Below are 18833 nucleotides of genomic sequence, written 5' to 3'. Positions count from 1 at the left end.
GGCCCCTCAGCGGGACCGGGCCGCACGCTCAGGTCAGCTCAGGCCCGCGATGGTGGTGCGGACCTTGGCGATGATGTCGTCGGGGATCGGGGCGTAGGAGATGTCGGCGAGCATGCCCTGACCCTCCTCGCTGGCGATGTAGGTCAGGAACGCCTTGACGGTGGGCAGCGTCTCCGCCTTGTTGCCCTTGTCGCAGACGATCTCGTAGGTCACCAGGGTGATCGGGTAGGCGCCGTCGGCCTTGGTGTTGTAGTTGATCTCGAGGGCGAGGTCCTTGCCCGTGCCGACGACCTTGGCGTCCGCGATGGCGGCCGTGGCGCTGTCGGAGGTGGGCTTGACCGGCTCGGAGGCGCCCGTGTCGATGGCGACGGTCGACATGTCCTTGGCGTAGGACTCCTCCATGTAGCTGATCGCGCCGGAGGTCTGCTTGACCGCCTGAGCGAGACCGGAGGAGCCGGACGCGGCCTGGCCGCCCGGAGCGGCCCACGCCTTGCCGTCGCCGTAGGTCCAGTCGGACTTGGCGGCGGTGCTCAGGTACTTGGTGAAGTTGTCCGTGGTGCCGGACTCGTCCGAGCGGTGGAACGCCTGGATCTTGGTGCTGGGCAGCTTGGCGTCGGGGTTCAGCTTCTTGATCGCCGCGTCGTCCCAGGTCTTGATCTTGCCGCTGAAGATGTTGGCGATCGTCGGCGCGTCCAGGACCAGGTTGTCGACACCCTCGACGTTGTACGCGAGGGCGACGGCGCCGCCGACCATCGGGAGGTCGATGCCCTGGCCGCCGGAGCAGACCTTCTTGGACTCGGTGATCTCCTCGGGCTTCAGCGCGGAGTCCGAGCCGGCGAAGGCGACCGTGCCCTGGTTGAACGCGGTGATACCGGCGCCGGAGCCGCCGCCCTTGTAGTTGATCTGGACCTGGCACGCGGCCGAGAACTGCTTGACCCAGGCGTCGATAGCGTTCTTCTGCGCGGACGAGCCATCGGCGAGCAGCTGGCCCTTGGCGTCGTCACACTTGATCGAACCGGCGTTGGCGGTCGCGGTGGAGTCGCCGCCGTTGCTGTTGCCGGTGTCGTCCGAGCCGCACGCCGTGAGGGCCAGGGCGCCGGAGAACGCGATCGCGCCGAGAGCGAGAGCCCGCCGGTTCTTGCGCTGAAGCTTCACTTGAGGGAGTTCCTTCCAGGAGCCGCCGTCCTGAATCGGCGGCGTGCGAAAGACTGGTTGAAACGGGCGCGTAATCAAGGTGCGCCCGTCATCAGGTAAGGCCGAAAATAGGCAGATCAGGTGAAGCCGCTTATGGCCGAGCGTGAACGGAGGGTGAACCCCTGCCGTCGGTGTGGTTAGGTCACGGAAGGCTTACGTTGTGGACACAGGGCGATTCCGGACTATGCCAGGCGAAGGGCGTCCATTAGCGCGTCCACGAGGGTGCGGTCCCTCGGCTGGGTGAGCCGGTTGCGGGCGGCCGTCGGGGAGAGCCACAGCAGGCGGTCCACTTCGTCGCTGGGGGTGAAGGTGCCGGGTCCGGCCTCGGCCGCCCAGTAACGCACCTGCTTGGGGCGGCCGGCCGTGAAGTAGTGGGCGGTGGGCAGCTCGGCGCCCGGCACCGCGCTGTAGCCCGTCTCCTCCGCCACCTCTCGCACGGCGCCCGCAAGCGGTTCCTCGTCGCGCTTCAGCTTGCCCTTGGGGTGGGACCAGTCATCGTATTTCGGTCGGTGCACGAGGCATATCTCAAGCTCACCGTCTACCGGCGAACGGCGCCACAGGACGCAGCCTGCTGCCTGGACGATGCCGTCGTTCGTGTGAGTCACCGGGGCTCCACCGCCTCCTCGAGGGTGCGCGTGCGGGTCAGGCCGTGCCGACGGCCTGTTTCTGCCATGACTGCTGGAACGCGAAACGTGCCGCCTCCACCTCGTGCCGCTGGTCGGCATGGAGCACGCCGAGGGCGTACGCCGTCGCCGGGGCGATACGCGGGGTGCGCGCCGCGGCGGCCGCGGCGGCTGCCGCCTCCGAGGCGTCACGGTGGCGGTTGAGTGCCTGGCCCGAGGTGAGCAAGCGGGCGTCCACGGGTGCCTTCTCGCCGTGCAGGACCTCAAGGGCGTAGCGGTGCAGGCGCAGCAGCAGGCGGACCTGGTGCCAGGGGGCGTCCTGCGGGTGCGGGGCCGGGTCCGGTGAGAGGCCGTGGATCAGCGCCTCCGCGTTGTACGGGCTGCCGGCCGTCATCAGGGGGAGCGCGGCGATCGCGTCGGTGAGGCGCTCCTCGGCCGAGGCGGCGAGGGGGCGGAGGTCGGCGGTGGGGGCGGTCGGCGTGAGCGGGACGTCGCTGGCCAGTACGGCGATGTTGTCGGCAACCGCGTGGAAGCGGGAGGAGCCGAGGGCCTGGAGGGCCGTGGAGTGGGCCCGGGTCCGGGCGAGGGTGAGCTGGCGTTCCAGCAGGGCGCCTGCTTTGGCGGCGCCCACGGTGAGGCTGCCGCGTTCCGTGGGCTGGCCGCTCGGGGGACCGGCTTGGCTTGGTGCCGCTTTCTTCGAGACGGACGCCGCCCCGGCGGCACGCCTGCCCGCAGCCACCTCACTGGTGGCATCGGACGGCTGTCCAGGAAGGCCTCCCACCGCCCCCGACAGCCGATGCAGCGCCAGCAGCAGCCGCTCCAAGCGGCCCGCGTACGCGTGTTCCATCGCCAACGTGCCGGAGAGCCAGGCCAGTTCGGGGCGGATGGCCTCGGCCCAGTCGGGGTCGAGCAGCGGGCGGAAGGTGTGCAGGCTGCCGCTGATGCGGCGGGCCGAGCGGCGCAGGGCGCGCGCCGCGTCGACGGCCTCCTCCGAGCCTGAGCCCGCGCCCGAGCCGTTGGCCGAGCCACCGGTCTCCCGGTGCAGCCGCAGTGCACGGAGGAACTCCGTGGCCTGGGCGCGCAGATAGCCCGCGAGGGCATCCCCGGTCAGCCCGGCCGTGGGGTCCGTCGGTTCAAGGTGTTGCTGTGCCACGCCGGCGCCTCCGGGCGTCTATGAGCATCTCCTGGATGTTCCGCAGGGGCTGGCCGTCCGCGTCGAGGGCGTGCCGGGTCCACTCGCCGTCCGGGCCGAGATGCCAGGACGAGGTGGTGTCGGACATGCCGGTCTCAAGGAGCCGGTTGAGCGCGGCGCGGTGAGCCGGGTCGGTGACCCTCACCAGGGCCTCGATGCGGCGGTCGAGGTTGCGGTGCATCATGTCGGCGCTGCCGATCCACACCTCGGGCTCGCCGCCGTTGCCGTAGGCGAAGACCCGGGAGTGCTCGAGGAAGCGGCCGAGGATCGAGCGGACCCGGATGTTCTCCGAGAGGCCCGCCACTCCGGGGCGGATCGCGCAGATGCCGCGAACCCAGATGTCGACCGGCACGCCCGCCTGGGACGCGCGGTACAGGGCGTCGATGACGGCTTCGTCCACCATCGAGTTGACCTTGATCCGGATGAACGCGGGGCATCCGGCACGGTGGTGCTGGACCTCCTTGTCGATCCGTGCGATCAGACCGTCCCGGAGGGACTTGGGGGCCACCAGCAGCCGTCGGTAGGTCTCGCGGCGCGAGTATCCCGACAGCCGGTTGAACAGGTCGGACAGGTCCGCGCCGACCTGGGGGTCGGCGGTGAGCAGGCCGAGGTCCTCGTAGAGGCGGGCCGTCTTCGGGTGGTAGTTGCCGGTGCCGACGTGGCAGTACCGCCGTAGCGTGTCGCCTTCCTGGCGGACCACCAGCGACAGCTTGCAGTGCGTCTTCAGGCCGACCAGGCCGTAGACGACATGGCAGCCGGCCTCCTCCAGCTTGCGCGCCCACTTGATGTTGGCGTGCTCGTCGAAGCGGGCCTTGATCTCGACCAGGACGAGGACCTGCTTGCCGGCCTCGGCGGCGTCTATGAGCGCGTTGACGATCGGGGAGTCGCCGGAGGTCCGGTACAGGGTCTGCTTGATCGCGAGGACGTCGTCGTCCTCGGCCGCCTGCTCCAGGAACGCCTGTACGGAGGTGGAGAAGGAGTCGTACGGGTGGTGCAGCAGCACGTCCCGGTTGCGCAGCGCGGCGAAGATGTCGGCCGCGGACGCCGACTCGACCTCGGCGAGATCGCGGTGGACGCCGGCGACGAACTTGCGGTACTTCAGCTCGGGCCGGTCGATGCCGCCGACGCGGAAGAGGCCGGTGAGGTCGAGCGGGCCCGGCAGCGGGTACACCTCGGCCTCGCTGATCTTCAGCTCCCGCACCAGCAGGTCGAGCACCTCGCGGTCGATGGACTCCTCGACCTCCAGGCGCACCGGCGGCCCGAAGCGGCGCCGCATGAGCTCCTTCTCCAGGGCCTGCAGGAGGTTCTCGGCGTCGTCCTCCTCGACCTCCAGGTCCTCGTTCCGGGTGAGCCGGAAGGCGTGGTGCTCCAGGACCTCCATGCCCGGGAACAGCTCCTCCAGGTGCGCGGCGATGACGTCCTCTATGGGGACGTACCGGCCGGGGGAGCTCTCCATGAAGCGGGACAGCAGCGGCGGCACCTTCACGCGCGCGAAGTGGCGGTGGCCGGTGACGGGGTTGCGTACGACGACGGCCAGGTTCAGCGACAGGCCGGAGATGTACGGGAAGGGGTGCGCCGGGTCGACCGCGAGGGGCGTGAGGACCGGGAAGATCTGGTGCCGGAACAGGGTGAAGAGGCGCGCCTGCTCCTTTTCGGTCAGCTCGGCCCAGCGGACCAGGTGGATGCCCTCCTCGGCGAGCGCGGGGGCGACGTCCTCGTGGTAGCAGGCGGCGTGCCGGGCCATCAGCTCGCGGGCGCGGGCCCAGATCATCTCCAGCACTTCACGCGGCTGCAGGCCGGAGGCGGACCGGGTGGCGACACCGGTGGCGATACGGCGCTTCAGACCGGCCACCCGGACCATGAAGAACTCGTCCAGGTTGGAGGCGAAGATCGCCAGGAAGTTGGCCCGCTCCAGCAGGGGCGTGTTCGGGTCCTCGGCGAGCTCCAGGACCCGCTCGTTGAACGCGAGCCAGCTCCGCTCCCGGTCGAGGAAGCGGCCCTGGGGCAGCTGCGGCCCGTCGTACGGGGCCTCCTCGTAGGCGTCGAGGTCGGCATCGATGTCGGGTTCCAGGTCGGACACCGCGGCGGACACCGTGTGTGGCCGGTGCGCGGCTATGGAACCGACGGACGGCTGGGCATGCTGGACCTGTGCCTGGGTGTTCGACTGACTCATGAACCCATTGTTCCGCGCCGGGAGCGCTACGGGCGCGTCGGAGGACGCGGGAGGCAGGGCGGCGACGGTCAGTCTGCTCTCCCCGTTCCTCGCACGGCCCTCCTCGGGCGTCGAAGGCTCTGGCACGGCTTGGTTCATTCGCTGAGCGTCGCAAGCCCGCCTGAACCAATGGTTACGGCGACATGACGTGCGGGATAGCGGGGGGCGGCTCCCGGGCGTCTACCTCCCCCGGGTTTCCGTACGAAGGGCAGCACGAAGCCCTGCGCATACGCCCCTACCCGCTCTCAGGGACGTATGCGCATCACGACGCGTCAGCCGGTACGGTGCCTGACCAGCCGGAACGCGATCAAGGTGGCTGCGGCTGCAACGACCAGGACGATGGCCGTCGCGGTGAGCTGGAGGGGCCAGTAGTGGGAGGCGGGGTGGAAGTCGGTGTAGTAGGCGGTCGCGTCGAGGCGTTCCATGACGGGGCGGCACTCCGGGATGATCGTGCCGCCGCAGCCCGGGTCGGCGATGCGGTCGCCGGACGAGGTCACCAGGCCATAGTCGACCGCCATGCCCTCCAGCGACGGGCCGTCGCGCAGGCTGCTGAGCCGCGAGGCCGTCGGCCACAGATGAGGCAGCGCCTGCCAGACGGCGAACCACAGCCCGGCCACCGCGACCGCGCCCGCGCCGAGCGCGGCGAGTGAGCGGCGCAGCACCAGGCCCGCGAGGGCGCCGACGAGCAGGCCGGTCAGGGCGAGGGCGACGGTGACGGGGCCGCCCGCGAAGAAGGTGGCCGAGTCGTGCCAGGGCTTGGCGGTGTCGATCTTGCCCTCTCCCGTCGACCAGGCCAGATGGTGCAGGAGGACGAGCAGTCCGGTGCCGGCGGTGACCAGGACGGCCGGTGCGGCGAGCTTGGCGGCGAGCCAGCGGGCGGGGGAGACGGACTGGGTCCAGGCCAGCCGGTCGGTGCCGTTCTCCAGTTCACGGCCGATCAGCGAGGCGCCGGCCCAGGCGGCGATCAGGAACGGGATCGCCAGGACGGCGATGGTCGCGTAGTTGTACACGTCCTTGTAAAGGATGATCGCGTCCTGGTCGTACGCGCACTGGGGCGTCTGGCAGGCCCTGTACTCCCGCCAGGCCGCCGCCGCGTCGTCGGTGAGCGGGCCGCCCAGCCACAGGAGCGTGGCGGCGGTGACGACGAGGAGTGCCGCCCAGATGTACAGGGCGGGCCGGTGGAGTCGTATCAGCCAGCGCAGCAGGTGGGGTGCGGGCGCCGGAGTCGGGGCGGGAGCGGTCAGGGCGGTCACGCGGCGGTCTCCTGGCTGTCGGCCTGCGGGTTGCGGAGGTAGGCGAGGACCAGCTCCTCCAGGGACGGGGCGCTGGTGCGCATGTCGTCGGGCAGCGGGCCGGACGGGCGGAGCAGCGCGGTGAGCTGGCGGCCGGTGGTACGGGACTCGACGACCGTGTGGTGCGGGGCGAGGGAGGTGTCGGCGGGACCCGACACGCGCGTGTGCACCTGAAGCAGCTCGTCGAGCTCGCCCGCGAGCCGGACCCGGCCGCCGCCGACCAGCAGCAGGTGGTCGCAGGAGTCCTCCAGCTCGGCGACCACGTGCGAGGACATCACGATCGTGGTGCCGTACTGCGCGGCCTGGGACATCAGGACGCCCATCAGCTCGTGCCGGGCCAGCGGGTCGAGGTCGGCCATCGGCTCGTCCAGGAGCAGCAGTTCGGGCCGCTTGGCCAGCGCGAGGGCGAGCGCGACACGGGTGCGCTGGCCGCCGGAGAGGGAGCGCACCCGGGACTTCGGGTCGAGGTCGCCAGCGGCCACGATCCGCTCGGCGGTGGGAAGGTCCCAGCGGCCGGGGTTGAGATCGGCGCCCATGCGCAGTGTCTCGGCGACCGTGAGCTGCGGGTACAGCGGCTTGTCCTGGCCGACGAAGCCGACACGCGCGCGTGCCGCCGCCGGAGTTCCGCCGAGGACGCTCACCGTGCCCTCGGTCGGGGCCAGCAGCCCGGCGGCGAGGGCGAGCAGTGTGGACTTGCCGGCGCCGTTCGGGCCGACGACCGCGCAGACGCGTCCGGCGGGCAGCCGGACGGTGCAGTCACGCAGCGCCCAGCGCTTGCCGAACCGTTTGCCCAGCCCGGCTGCCTCTATGGCCGTGTCGGTCATGACGGGTCTCCCTGGAGGTGCTTCTCGCCTGCGGCGAAGTGTGTGTCGAGTACGGCGGTGAAGAGTGCGGCCACGTCCTCCCGCCCGAGCCCCGCCTCGCGGGCCCGGTCCGCCCAGGCACCCAGCTCGGTGCGCAGGGGGGAGTCGGCGGGGGTGGTGCTCAGCCCGCGGCGGACGAAGGTGCCCAGGCCCCGGCGCGCCTCGACCAGGCCCTCCCGCTCCAGTTCGCGGTAGGCCTTGAGGACGGTGTTGGGGTTGATGGCGGTGGCTTCGACGACCTCGCGGGCCGTGGGGAGCTTGTCTCCCTGCTCCAGCAGGCCCAGGCGGAGCGCCTGCTTGGTCTGCTGGACGATCTGGACGTAGGTGGCCACGCCGCTGTGCCGGTCGATGCGGTACTCGACCATGGGACAACCCCCTTTCACTAATTAAGTAGTGAAAGGGTGGTGGAAGGCCGTCCCGAAAGTCAAGCCGGAACGTCATGGGCGATGGTGTGAACCGATCCGTGACGCCGGTGCGATGAGGAGACGTGAGCGAAACGAGAAGCGACGGGGATCTGCTGCGGGCCATCGCGGCGGACGGGGACCGGCGCGCCTTCGAGGAGCTGTACCGGCGGTTCGCGCCCTGGCTCGCCGCCCGGCTGCGCGGCCGGTGCGCCGACGCCGGGATAGTCGACGACGTCGTACAGGAGACGTTCCTCGCGGTGTGGCGGGGCAAGGCCCGCTACCGGGAGGACGGGGATGTGGCCGGGTGGCTGTGGCGCATCGGGTCGCGGCGCCTGGTCGACGCGCTGCGTGGCGACGGGGCGCGCGGCCGGCTGCGGCAGGCGCTGGCCCGGTTGCGGCACCGGGACGAGGCGTCCGCGGAGGAGCGCGTGCTCGCGGGGGTTGAGCACGGGGACCTCGCGGGTGCCTTGGTCCGGCTCTCACCGGAGCTGCGCGCGGTGCTCCAGGCGACGGTCATCGACGGGCTGACCACCCGCGAGGCCGCCGTCGTGCTGGGGATTCCGCCCGGCACGGTCAAGACGCGGGCGATGCGTGCCCGCAAGCAACTGCGGGAGGCGCTGGCATGACGCACGTAACCGGGTCAGGCGCCGGAATGACGCGGGCGATCGGACAACGGGCCCGGCACACGGCCCGGCAGGACGCCGACCCGATCCGGTGCCTGCCCGACCCGGGTCCGCACGCCCGCACACGAATTGAGGAGGTGTCGGCATGACCTGGCACGTACCTGAAGAAGATCTACGGTCGTACGCGCGCGGCGAGCTGACCGGCCCCGTCCTCTGGTCCACCGACACCCACCTCACCGCCTGTGCCCCGTGCCGGGCCGTGCTCGCCGAGGCCAGCGACCCGGTCGCGCTCGACGCCGGCTGGGAGCGGCTGGACGCCGAGCTGGACGCGCCCCGGCCGGGGTGGCTCGAGGCGCTGCTGGTGCGGCTCGGGGTGCCCGATCACACGGCGCGGCTGCTCTCGGCGACGCCGGTGATGCGCGGCTCCTGGCTGGGCTCGGTCCTCGCGCTGCTCGTGCTGACCGTGCTGGTGACGAACCTTTCCCCGGTCACCGACTCGCCCACGCTGTTCCTCGCCCTCGCTCCGCTGCTGCCCCTTGCCGGGGTCGCGGTGTCGTACGGGCCCGCGCTGGACCCGACGTACGAGATGGCCGTCGTCTCCCCGGTGCACGGGTTCCGGCTGCTGATGATCCGGACGGTCGCCGTGCTCACCGCCGGACTCGCCCTCAACGGACTGGCGACGCTCGCCCTCCCGGCGTACGGCCTGCGCGCCCTCGCCTGGCTGCTGCCCGCGCTCGCGCTGACCGCGACCGGCCTCGCGCTGACCCCGCGGCTGGGGCCGGTGCTCGCGCCGTCCCTCGTCGGCGGGGGCTGGATCGCGCTGCTGCTGGTGGCGCAGGCGACGGCCGACGGCCCGCTCGCCCCCTTCACCGCCGCCGGACAGAGCACGGCAGCCGCCGTCGCCGTACTCGCCGCCGGTCTCCTCATCCTCATCCGTGACCGCTTCGACCTCTTCCACGGGAGCGCCGCATGACCCCCACCGTCTCCGCCTCCGGGCTCAGCCTCCGCTACGGCGGCACGCGCGCCCTGGACGATGTCGCGCTGCGCCTCACGCCGGGTGTGACGGGCCTGCTCGGCCCCAACGGCGCGGGAAAGACCACCCTGTTGCGGGTGCTCGCCACCGCGGTCCCCGCAGACAGCGGCGCCTTCACGGTCCTCGGCCACGACCCGTCGACCGCCTCCGGCCGCCAGGAGGTCCGCCGCAACCTCGGCTACCTCCCCCAAACCCCCGGTTTCCACCCGGACTTCACGTCCTTCGAGTTCGTCGACTACGTGGCGATCCTCAAGGAGCTGACCGACCGTGCCGCACGGCACCGGGAGGTGCGGCGGGTGCTGGAGCGCGTCGATCTGTCCGACGTACGCGGCAAGCGGATCAAGAAACTGTCCGGCGGTATGCGGCAGCGGGTCGCCCTGGCCGCCGCGCTCGTCGGCGACCCCGGTTTCCTGGTCCTCGACGAGCCGACCGTCGGCCTCGACCCCGAACAGCGCATGCGGTTCCGGGAGTTGATCGCCACGGCCGGAGAGGGCCGTACGGTCCTGCTGTCCACCCACCAGACCGAGGACGTGGCGATGCTCTGCCACCGGGTCCTGGTCATGGCGGGCGGCACCATCCGCTTCGACGGCACCCCCGCCGAGCTGACGGCACGGGCGGCAGGCCGGGTGTGGAGCAGCGCGGAGCGCGCGCCGGGCGCGAAGGCGGGCTGGCGGACGGGGATGGGGACGTACCGCAACGTCGGCGACCCGCCTCCCGGCGCCGAACTCCTCGATCCCACCCTGGAGGACGGCTACCTCCTCTCCCTCGACGGCGAGCACGCGGAGGTGGCCGCGTGAGTGCCGTGCTGCAGGCGGCCCCGCCCGCCGTGACCACCGAGCCGCGCCACACCTGGGCGGCCGTGTTCGCCCTCGCCCGCTTCGAGGCGCGCAAGCTGCTGCTGAGCAGCCCTGTGCTGCTGGCCTTCGCCGCATACATCGCCTGGATCGTCTACCGCGACCGCGAGGCCTTCCCCGCGCTCCAGGACGCCGACCGCGCCACGCAGAGCGCACCGCTGCTGGTCGCCATGGCGGTGCTGCTGTCGGCGAACCTGGCGGTGCTGAGATCCAGGCGGCAGGACACGGAACGCCACTTCGGGGTGCTGGTGCTGCTGCCCTGGCAGCGCACGGCGGCCCACGCGCTGTCCGTGGTCCCGGCGGCCGTCCTCACCGCGCTCTGTGTGGGGGCCCAGTTCACCTGGCAGGCGCTCAAGCCGGGTGCGATAGGGCACGGCTCTCCGGCGGAACTCCTCGTCGGGCCGCTGACGGTGCTGCTGCTCGGCGCGATCGGGGTGCTGGTGGCGCGGCTGGTGGCGTCGGTGGTGGTGGCTCCGCTGGCGGCGGTCTTCTTCCTCCTCTTCTACGTCATGGTCGCGGTCCCCGTCGGAAGCGGGCAGGGCACGAGATGGCTGACGCCCGTGGTCGGCGAGAACACGGCCAACACGCTCCCGTCCGACCTGCTGGGCCGCCCGGCCGCCTGGCACGCTCTGTATCTCGCGGGGCTGGTCCTGTGCACGGTGCTGGCCGCGGTGCTGATCAGCGGTGGCCGCAAGGCGATCGTCGCGGGTGCCTTGGCCGCGGCGGTGGCCCTGGCACTGACCGGCGCCGTCGCCCAGGCACGGGACATCTCGCCGGAGCTGACGGCGGCCCGGGAGCGGGTCTCGGTGACGCCGGAGAAGGAACAGACCTGCGTACGGCACGACGGCTCGACGTACTGCGCCTTCCCGGAGTGGGTGCCGCGGACGCAGACCTGGGCGGACGTCGTGGACCACGTCAAGTCGCTGGCCGGCGCCGGCGCGCAAGACCGCGAACTGCTGGTACGGCAGCGGATCGACGCCCGCTACGGCCTGGAGAGCGACGCCGCGCTGGATCCTTCGGCCACCCCGAACCAGGTCACCGTGGGCACCCGCTGGGGCGGCAACCGCGTCCCCGAGTTCTCGGCGGCGGTCGCCTCCGTGCTGGTGACGGGCACTGAGAAGGAGGCGGGCGAGATATGCGACGGCCGCATGGTCACCGTCATGTGGCTGGCGCTGGGCTGGGCGGACGACCCGATGCAGTCGTTGCGCAACGTCCGCCTGGACGACAGCGTGTCCGGCTCCGCGATCGTCCTGTCGCCGACCGACCCGCTGTCCATGACGTCCGGTCACACCGACGTCGTACGGGAACTGCTGGAGCAGCCGCGTGACACCGTCACCGCGAAGGTGAAGGCGAACTGGGCCGAACTGACCTCGCCGGGCGTCAAGACCAGCCGGGTCGCCCAGCTGCTGGGCGTCGACGTACCGAAGGACGCCGACTCGTGCGAGGAGTGACGGCGCTGGTGGTGCCGGTCTTGCGCACTCTGCCGTGGCGGGTGCTGGGCGCTTCCGCGGTGGCAGGGCTGCTGCTCGCGGGGTTGCCGCGGCTGCTCGGCCTGAACGCCTGGTGGGCCCTGTTGCTCCTCCGGGGCGCCGTCCTGGCCTTCGCCCTCGGGCTCGCGTTCGTCCTGGACGACCCCGCCCGGCACACGACGGCACCGGTACCGACCCGCCGCTGGATCCGCCACGCCCTGCGGGCGGTGCTCGTCGCACCGGCGGCGGGAGTGTGGTGGGCGGGTGCGGTGTGGCTGGTTCCTGGGCCGGTCCGGCCCCCGGTCGCCGATGTCGCCCTGGAGGCGGGCGCGGTGTTCGCCGTGGCGCTGGCAGCGGCGGCGGCAGCGGTACACCGCTCCGACGAACCCGCGCCGGGCACGCTGGTGGCGGCGGTCCTGCTCGCGTCCGCCGCCCTGGCCCCGCTCCTCCTGCCGGACGACTGGGCCCTGTTCGTGTCCGTCACCGACGAGCGGTGGGGGGCCGCGCATGACCGGTGGGCGATGGTGCTGGCCGGTGCGGCGGTGGTGTGGGGGGTGTGCGGGGCGGAGCCGCTGCGGAGGCGTTGGGTGAGGGCGCGTTCAGGAGCCGCAGCCTGAGCCGCCCGTGCTGGGCCGTCCGCTGTGGAGGTCGTCGTGGTCCGGCGGTGATCCGTGCCCATTGCTGCGGTCGGCCGTCCGTCTCATACCTATTCACCCAGAACTCACCTGGCCAATCGACAGCCCCGACCCCTCCAGCCGCACCCTGATCCCGTCCTCCTCCACCCGCACGTCCCGCAGCCGCAGTTCCCCGCTCGGCGGCTTCGGCAGCTCGAACCCCAGCGACAGCTGGTCGGCGAGGACCGGGCGGGTCAGCCGGGGCAGGGCGTCCAGGAGAGTGGGGTCGAAGCCCAGCAGCTTCAGGAGCTGGGGGTGGGCGAGGGCGAGGTCGATGAGGTTGAGGCTCATGGCCTGGCGGGCGAAGCGCGCGGAGCCGGTCAGCTCGGCGAGCCTGGAGTCGTCGCGCAGGGCCTCGCGTACGGCGGAGTCCGGCACGCCCAGGCGGCGTACGACCGCCGGGACCGACAGAAGCGCCTTCGCCTTGCGCGTCTCACGGGCGAGGCGGGACGCCGCGTCGGAGGTCAGATGCAGGCCCTCCGAAGCGGCGGTACCCGGGCGGTACGTCGCCAAGTCCCCGATGTCCAGGCGCATTCCGCCGATGTGCGTCGCGATGCCGCGGTCGCCGTCCCGCAGGATGCGGGCCTCGGCGCGCAGCCGCAGGTCGTGTCCGGCGACCGGCAGCGTGCCGCGCGCCCTGATCCGGTCGTGGCCCTCGCCGGTGAACGTCACCTGGGACGCGCCCAGTTCACGGTTCAGGTCGGCGAACGACAGCAGTACGTCGCCGTCCAGCTCGGGGACGCGCGCGCCGCGTACGGCCGTCGGGCCGTCGGCGTCCAGTCGTACGTCCTTCGCCGTCGCCGACACCTGCGCCAGCGACACCCGGTCGGCGGCCACGTCGGGCACGGTCACCTTCACCGAGTCCAGGCGCTCGTCGGCGAGTTGGGTGACGAAGGGGAAGCCGCTGATCTCGACTTCGGGCGCCGCCGCCAGGTCGAGACGGTCCTTGAGGGCCTCCGCCGCCCTGCGCTCGGCGTACAGCAGCGCCCAGCGGTCGGCGAGGGTGAGACAGGCGGCCAGGGCGACGATTCCCACCACCGCCTTCATCCCGAGCGACAGACCCGCGAAGCGGCCCCGTCGGCGCCGGCCGTTACGGCGGTGGTTGGGCGGGGACCACTCGTCTTCGCCCTCGGACTCATCTCCGACGGAACCGGCGGATCCGGCTGATCCGACGGGGTCCCTCCGGAGGAACTCCTCCAGAGGGCCGTCGTCGAGAGCGGCCAGCTCTTCGTACGGGTTTGAACGATAATGCGTCGCTATGTGGTGGGGGGTACGCATCGATCCATCCGAACATGCGTACCGGCCCCACCCGCAACCTCTACCCCAGGTATGCGATTTACCTCACGATCTGGTTCACGATCGTGATCCGGTCCGCTTTCGGCGGCGCGATCGGGTCCGTGGCCGAGGAATTGGCCGTCAGGTACTTCTCGAGAGCGGTCAGGTCGTCCGCGCCGACCAGGTCGTTCGTGCCCTGGCCCAGCGTCGGGAACCCGTCGCCGCCGCCCGCGAGGAAGCTGTTCGTCGCGACGCGGTAGGTGGCGGCCGGGTCGACGGCCGTGCCGTCGATCTTGATCGAGCCGGTGACGACACGGTCGGCGCCGGCCTTCGTCATGTCGAGCGTGTACGTCAGCCCGGACGAAGGCTGGAGGATCTTCGGCGACGCGGCGTTCGTACCGCTGACCTGCTCCTTCAGCACCTGGATCAGCTGGGCGCCGGTGAAGTCCTGCAGGTTCACGGTGTTCGCGAACGGCTGCACCGCGAAGCCCTCGGCGTACGTCACCACACCGTCACCCTCGGCTCCCTTGGCCGCGTAGGTCAGCGGCGCCCGGATACCGCCCGGGTTCATCAGCGCGAAGTCGGTCTCCGCGTCCAGCTCCTTGCCGTATGCCAGCTGGGCGTCGGCGATGAGGTCGCCGAGCGGGGACTCCGTACCGGAACTGCTGATATCGGCGGAGATGTGGCCGATCGCGCGGTTGCCGATGGGTGCGGCGAGGGTGTTCCACTTGGCGATCAGCTCGGTCATGTCCGTCGCCTTGGGGACGGTGCGGGTGACCACGTGGTTCGCGGACTTGACGGCCGTACGGGCGATGTCACCCGTCCACCGGTCGTACGTCAGCGTGGTGTCCGTGTAGAGGCGGCCGAAGGACGCGGCCGAGGTGACCGTGCGCGGCTTGCCCGACGGGTCATTGATCGTGCACGCGTACGCGGCGTGGGTGTGCCCGGTGACCAGCGCGTCCACCTGCGGGGTGATGTTCTTGGCGATGTCGACGATCGGGCCGGAGATGCCGTCGCCGGCGCCGGGCGAGTCGCAGTCGTAGTTGTACGCGGAAGAAGCCGGGGCCCCGCCCTCGTGGATCAGTGCGACGATCGACTTCACGCCCTGCCGCTGCAGCGCCTTGGCGTACTTGTTGATCGTCTCGACCTCGTCCTTGAACTTCAGGCCCTTGACCCCCTCGGCGGAGACGACACCCGGGGTGTCCTCCAGGGTCACGCCGACGAAGCCGACCTTGACGCCGTTCTTCTTCCAGACCCAGTAGGGCTTGAGGATCGGCTTGCCGGTCTTCTCGTCCAGCACGTTCGCCGCGAGGTACGGGAAGTCGGCGCCCTCGAACTCCTCGTCCGCGTAGCAGCCGTCGGTGGGGTGGCAGCCGCCGTTCTGCAGCCGGGCCAGTTCCTTGGCGCCCTCGTCGAACTCGTGGTTGCCGACGCTCGTCACATCCAACTTCAGCTTGTTCAGCGCCTCGATGGTGGGCTCGTCGTGGAAGAGGCCCGAGATCAGCGGGGAGGCGCCGACCATGTCGCCGCCGGCCGCGGTGATCGAGTACCTGTTGCCCTCGCGCGCGTCACGCAGATGGGTCGCGAGGTACTCGACGCCGCCCGCGTCGATCGTCGACGTGGTGCCGTCCTCGTGCACCTCGGTGACCCGGCCCGAGGAACCGGACGGCGGCTCCAGGTTGCCGTGCAGGTCGTTGAAGGACAGCAGCTGGACGTCCTGGTAGCGGCCGGGCAGATGGCGGCCCGCCCCCTTGCTGTCCGGTGCCGCCCCGGCCGGGATCGCCGCGAGCAGCGCACCGGCGGTCGCCAGTCCCGCTGCTGCTGCGAGAAGTGCGTGCGTACGGCGTCTGCGGCGGTGGTGCGGCTGGGATGTGGCTGGCATGCGCTCCCCTGTGGGTCTGCTGAGGTAGGTGTGGTCCCGTCGGGCGGCAGCCTAAAGTCAACGCGCGTAGCGCGACAGGGTTTTCGGGGTTACGACCTGGTTGCCGCCGTACCCTCGTACTCATGACCAGCGACGACACGGCATACCCGGCCCTCTCCCGCGCCATCGAGACCTTCTCCGTGCTCTCCCCGGAACAGACCGAATCCGTACTCGCGCTGCTGGCGGAGGCCACGGACCACGACGGGCAGCAGGCGGTGTCCGAACAGGGGCGGCTGTATCTGCGCGGCAGGGCACGGGAGGGCATCGCCCATCTCCTCCTCACCCTCGGCGACGAACTCGTCGGCTACGCCCAGCTGGAGGACACCGATCCGGTGGAGGCGCCGGCCGCCGAACTGGTCGTACATCCCGCGCACCGCGGGCACGGGCACGGGCGGGCGCTGGGCTCGGCGCTGCTGGCCGCGTCCGGGAAGCGGCTACGGGTGTGGGCGCACGGCGGTCACTCGGCGGCGCGGCATCTGGCCCAGGTGCTGGGGCTGACCCTGTTCCGTGAACTGCGCCAGATGCGGCGGCCGTTGACGGACCTCGACCTGCCCGATCCGGTCCTCCCGCCCGGCGTGACCGTGCGCACCTTCGTCCCCGGTCAGGACGACGCCGCCTGGCTCGCCGTGAACGCCGCCGCCTTCGCCCACCATCCCGAGCAGGGCTCCCTCACCCAGCGGGACCTGGACGACCGTATGGCCGAGCCGTGGTTCGATCCCGCCGGGTTCTTCCTCGCGGAGCGCGAGGGCGAGCTGATCGGCTTCCACTGGACGAAGGTCCACGCGACCGAAGGGCTGGGCGAGGTGTACGTCCTCGGCGTCCGTCCCGGCGCCCAGGGCGGCGGCCTGGGCAAGGCCCTGACGACGATCGGGCTGCGCCATCTGGCGGCGCAGGCCCTGCCGACCGCGATGCTGTACGTCGACGCCGACAACAAGGCAGCCGTGTCGGTGTACGAGCGACTGGGCTTCGTCACCCACGAGACGGACCTGATGTACCGAACGGAGACGTGAGAGATCGAGGGCCACGGACGCCATGGGGGTCACGACGCCGTGGGCCTCCAGTCGCCGAGCCAGTCCGCGACCTCCTGGCCGGCGGCCTGGGCGTCGGTCAGCTGTGGCCGGTCGCTGCTCGCGGCGCCCGCACCCGGGCCGGTGTTCTTGTACTCGGCGAACCGGTCGTCCTTCCAGGAGAAGCCGCCCATGTCGGACCAGGGCGTGGACTTGATCGCGGCGCTGAGGGAGGACTCGCGGACCGTGCTCTGCGGGTCGACCGTCGTGGAACCGCCGGGGTGCCAGTTGCGGCCGAGGAAGAAGGTGGCGGCGGAGACGTCGCCGTTGACCGTCGAGCGGTTGATCAGGAGGCCCTTGCGGCCGGCCGGGGTGCTCGGGGCCGTGATGTAGCCCGCCGACGTGCCGTTCCAGCGCTTCTTGAGCGTGATGACCGAGCGGTCGATGACGGCCGTCGCCCGGCCGAAGATGAAGTCGACGTTGCCCGTGATGTAGGAGTTGGTCACGTACACGCGGCCGGGCTTGTCCGGCGCCGCGGTCTCCAGCTCCAGCGTGTCCTGGTCGCCGTTGACGATCAGCGAGTCGAGGACGACCTTGTCGGCCTGGGTCAGCAGGGCGACCGCCTGGTGGCCGGAGAGGGACTGGTTCGCGGCCTCGTCGAAGTCGTTGGTGACGGTGAGATTGCGGACCTGGGAGTCGTCCGACTGGATGGACATCGTCGCGCTGCCCGGAGTGCCGTACGTCCCCGACCCGTCCGGCTTCTGCATCCCGGCCGCGTTGCCGTAGACGATCACCGTGTCCTTACGGCTGCCGCCGCTGCCCTGGATGGTGACGTGCGGCTTGTTGGCCGGGACCTTGACGACCTCGCGGTACGTCCCCGGCTTCACCGAGATCACGACCCGGGAGGCGTTGTTGGCGGGTACGGCGTTGACGGCGGCCTGGACGGTCCGGTACTGGCCGGACCCGTCGGCGGCGACGGTGAGGGTGGTCGCCGCGGCAGCGGTCGTCGAGGCGGTCGTCGTGCCGATGGAACTGCGGGGCCCTGCACCGGACTTGAGAAGCTTCGGAACGTCCGCGGCCTGGTCGAGCGTGTAGCCGTAGTAAGTCTTCGGATCAAAGGCCGTGCCCCCGCTCTCGTTCCGTCCACTGGTCCCGGAGAAGACGTTCCCGCGCTGCACGATGCTCGCGGTGCTGTCCTTGATGACGGGGTTGTTGATGCCCTGGAAGGAGGAGTTCTCCAGGACCATCTTGGTCGCGCCGCGCGAGTAGTTGCCGTACGAGGACTTGATGTCCGTCCCGGCCACGTCCTCCAGGAAGTTGTTGTAGAGGTGCGCGTGAGCGGCGTTGTCCGTCGACGGGTTGCGCTGCTCGGTCTCGCGGATCCAGTTGTGGTGGATCGTGATGTCCGTCTTGACGTTCTCGGTCCAGCCGATGCCGAAGGTCTTGTTGTTCTGGCTGAGCTTGTTCCAGGACACGGTGACGTTGGTGCTGTCCTTGCGGACGTCGATGAGCCCGTCGGCCATGTGCCGCAGATCGTTGTGATCGATCCAGACGTGGTGCGCGCCGTCCATCTGGATGGCGTCGAAGTCGTGTTCCTTGTCGTTCCAGATGCCTTGGTAGGCGTCCCGGATGGTGAGGTTCCGGATGATGACGTTATGAACCCCGGACCCGAGGAAGAAGCCACCGCCGACGATGTGCCCCGAGGTCCCGGCCCCGACGATGGTCTTGTCGGACGCGACCTTGATCTCTTTCCCGACGGGATTCATGTTGATGGTCGCCGCGACGACGATGACGTACGGCTCGGCGGCGGTCGCGTACTTCTCCAGGTCCGCGAGCGTCTTCACGGTGACGGTCTTGCCGTCCCGCCCGCCATAAGTCCCATTCTGACCGAGGGAGTTGACCGAGGCGAAGCCGTCGGCGGTGGCGGAGGCCCAGGCGGGCGCGGCGGCGGAGGCCGTGCGCTGCGCGTCCTCACCGAACAGGCCGAGGTCGGTGCCGTAGGCGAGGGTTCCGGCGGCGGTGAGGGCGAGGGGAACGCCGACCGCGAGGGCTTTCCGGCTTCTGCGGTGACGGGGCTTGCTGTGCTGCTCGCTCATACGGCGATCCGTTCCGTGCGGGGGGGATGGTCCGAGAGATCAGTTGCCGCTCCGTAGGGAAAGGTTGCCGGGGGTGGAGGCTTGTTTCGGCAGCGGTGTTG

The 18833-nt window shown here is 71.1% G+C and carries 16 protein-coding genes; 6 read left to right on the top strand and 10 right to left on the bottom strand.

The window, feature by feature from the left end; translation table 11 throughout:
- Nucleotides 1-33: 33 nt before the first annotated feature.
- From pstS to QQY66_RS22310, 7 genes are all read right to left on the bottom strand, one after another.
- Nucleotides 34-1155 carry a phosphate ABC transporter substrate-binding protein PstS gene (gene pstS, locus QQY66_RS22340; RefSeq protein WP_301982116.1) on the bottom strand — a complete coding sequence of 374 codons (1122 nt, stop codon included), beginning with the start codon at nucleotides 1153-1155 and terminating at the stop codon, nucleotides 34-36.
- A 221-nt stretch (nucleotides 1156-1376) separates the two neighbouring features.
- Nucleotides 1377-1799 carry an NUDIX hydrolase gene (locus tag QQY66_RS22335; RefSeq protein ID WP_301982115.1) on the bottom strand — a complete coding sequence of 141 codons (423 nt, stop codon included), beginning with the start codon at nucleotides 1797-1799 and terminating at the stop codon, nucleotides 1377-1379.
- A gap of 37 nt (nucleotides 1800-1836) precedes the next feature.
- Entirely contained in the window at nucleotides 1837-2970 is a 1134-nt protein-coding gene (locus QQY66_RS22330) for a CHAD domain-containing protein (RefSeq protein WP_301982114.1), read from the bottom strand.
- Nucleotides 2951-5182 carry an RNA degradosome polyphosphate kinase gene (locus QQY66_RS22325; RefSeq protein ID WP_301982113.1) on the bottom strand — a complete coding sequence of 744 codons (2232 nt, stop codon included), beginning with the start codon at nucleotides 5180-5182 and terminating at the stop codon, nucleotides 2951-2953. Before QQY66_RS22325 ends, QQY66_RS22330 begins: the two co-directional genes overlap by 20 nt.
- Before the next feature lie 311 nt (nucleotides 5183-5493).
- Nucleotides 5494-6474: an ABC transporter permease gene (locus tag QQY66_RS22320; RefSeq protein ID WP_301982112.1), complete on the bottom strand. Its 981-nt coding sequence runs from the start codon at nucleotides 6472-6474 to the stop codon at nucleotides 5494-5496.
- Nucleotides 6471-7337 carry an ABC transporter ATP-binding protein gene (locus QQY66_RS22315; protein ID WP_301982111.1) on the bottom strand — a complete coding sequence of 289 codons (867 nt, stop codon included), beginning with the start codon at nucleotides 7335-7337 and terminating at the stop codon, nucleotides 6471-6473. Before QQY66_RS22315 ends, QQY66_RS22320 begins: the two co-directional genes overlap by 4 nt.
- Nucleotides 7334-7741 (bottom strand): GntR family transcriptional regulator, encoded by a 408-nt coding sequence (locus QQY66_RS22310; protein WP_301982110.1) that lies wholly within the window; start codon nucleotides 7739-7741, stop codon nucleotides 7334-7336. The genes QQY66_RS22315 and QQY66_RS22310 overlap by 4 nt, the downstream gene beginning before the upstream one ends.
- Nucleotides 7742-7863: 122 nt before the next feature.
- Here QQY66_RS22310 and QQY66_RS22305 point away from each other — a divergent pair, with 122 nt between their 5' ends.
- The 5 genes from QQY66_RS22305 (at nucleotide 7864) to QQY66_RS22285 (ending at nucleotide 12376) form a co-directional block, all read left to right on the top strand.
- On the top strand, nucleotides 7864-8406 hold the full coding sequence (locus QQY66_RS22305; protein WP_301982109.1) for an RNA polymerase sigma factor: 543 nt from the start codon (nucleotides 7864-7866) through the stop codon (nucleotides 8404-8406).
- 142 nt (nucleotides 8407-8548) lie between these two features.
- Entirely contained in the window at nucleotides 8549-9376 is an 828-nt protein-coding gene (locus QQY66_RS22300; protein ID WP_301982108.1) for a zf-HC2 domain-containing protein, read from the top strand.
- The gene (locus QQY66_RS22295; RefSeq protein WP_301982107.1) at nucleotides 9373-10233 is read left to right on the top strand and encodes an ABC transporter ATP-binding protein; all 861 of its coding nucleotides are present in this window, start codon (nucleotides 9373-9375) and stop codon (nucleotides 10231-10233) included. The genes QQY66_RS22300 and QQY66_RS22295 overlap by 4 nt, the downstream gene beginning before the upstream one ends.
- The gene (locus tag QQY66_RS22290) at nucleotides 10230-11741 is read left to right on the top strand and encodes an ABC transporter permease (protein WP_301982106.1); all 1512 of its coding nucleotides are present in this window, start codon (nucleotides 10230-10232) and stop codon (nucleotides 11739-11741) included. The genes QQY66_RS22295 and QQY66_RS22290 overlap by 4 nt, the downstream gene beginning before the upstream one ends.
- Nucleotides 11729-12376, top strand: coding sequence for an ABC transporter (locus QQY66_RS22285; protein ID WP_301982105.1), 648 nt, complete (start codon nucleotides 11729-11731; stop codon nucleotides 12374-12376). The genes QQY66_RS22290 and QQY66_RS22285 overlap by 13 nt, the downstream gene beginning before the upstream one ends.
- Nucleotides 12377-12469: 93 nt before the next feature.
- On the opposite strand, the gene QQY66_RS22280 is transcribed toward QQY66_RS22285, so the two are convergent.
- Entirely contained in the window at nucleotides 12470-13711 is a 1242-nt protein-coding gene (locus QQY66_RS22280; protein WP_301982104.1) for a DUF2993 domain-containing protein, read from the bottom strand.
- 58 nt (nucleotides 13712-13769) lie between these two features.
- Entirely contained in the window at nucleotides 13770-15590 is a 1821-nt protein-coding gene (locus QQY66_RS22275) for a bifunctional UDP-sugar hydrolase/5'-nucleotidase (protein ID WP_301982103.1), read from the bottom strand.
- Nucleotides 15591-15712: 122 nt separating this feature from the next.
- Here QQY66_RS22275 and mshD point away from each other — a divergent pair, with 122 nt between their 5' ends.
- On the top strand, nucleotides 15713-16639 hold the full coding sequence (mshD, locus tag QQY66_RS22270; RefSeq protein WP_301982102.1) for a mycothiol synthase: 927 nt from the start codon (nucleotides 15713-15715) through the stop codon (nucleotides 16637-16639).
- 29 nt (nucleotides 16640-16668) lie between these two features.
- Here the strand turns inward: mshD and QQY66_RS22265 are convergent, their stop codons facing one another.
- Nucleotides 16669-18732, bottom strand: a complete 2064-nt coding sequence (locus tag QQY66_RS22265; protein WP_301982101.1) for a pectinesterase family protein — start codon at nucleotides 18730-18732, stop codon at nucleotides 16669-16671.
- Nucleotides 18733-18833 lie beyond the last annotated feature (101 nt).

It is taken from the genome of Streptomyces sp. DG2A-72, assembly GCF_030499575.1.
In the GTDB taxonomy this organism is placed as follows: domain Bacteria; phylum Actinomycetota; class Actinomycetes; order Streptomycetales; family Streptomycetaceae; genus Streptomyces.
Note: the sequence above shows the minus strand (reverse complement) of the source record. Positions and strands in the feature narration are given on the sequence as shown.

Excerpts from the sequence above, each read along its gene's own strand:
- QQY66_RS22300 (WP_301982108.1), top strand. The coding sequence starts at position 8,549 with ATGACCTGGCACGTACCTGAAGAAGATCTACGGTCGTACGCGCGCGGC.
- QQY66_RS22265 (WP_301982101.1), bottom strand. The coding sequence starts at position 18,732 with ATGAGCGAGCAGCACAGCAAGCCCCGTCACCGCAGAAGCCGGAAAGCC.
- QQY66_RS22275 (WP_301982103.1), bottom strand. The coding sequence starts at position 15,590 with ATGCCAGCCACATCCCAGCCGCACCACCGCCGCAGACGCCGTACGCAC.
- QQY66_RS22310 (WP_301982110.1), bottom strand. The coding sequence starts at position 7,741 with ATGGTCGAGTACCGCATCGACCGGCACAGCGGCGTGGCCACCTACGTC.
- mshD (WP_301982102.1), top strand. The coding sequence starts at position 15,713 with ATGACCAGCGACGACACGGCATACCCGGCCCTCTCCCGCGCCATCGAG.
- QQY66_RS22325 (WP_301982113.1), bottom strand. The coding sequence starts at position 5,182 with ATGAGTCAGTCGAACACCCAGGCACAGGTCCAGCATGCCCAGCCGTCC.
- QQY66_RS22295 (WP_301982107.1), top strand. The coding sequence starts at position 9,373 with ATGACCCCCACCGTCTCCGCCTCCGGGCTCAGCCTCCGCTACGGCGGC.
- QQY66_RS22280 (WP_301982104.1), bottom strand. The coding sequence starts at position 13,711 with ATGCGTACCCCCCACCACATAGCGACGCATTATCGTTCAAACCCGTAC.
- QQY66_RS22315 (WP_301982111.1), bottom strand. The coding sequence starts at position 7,337 with ATGACCGACACGGCCATAGAGGCAGCCGGGCTGGGCAAACGGTTCGGC.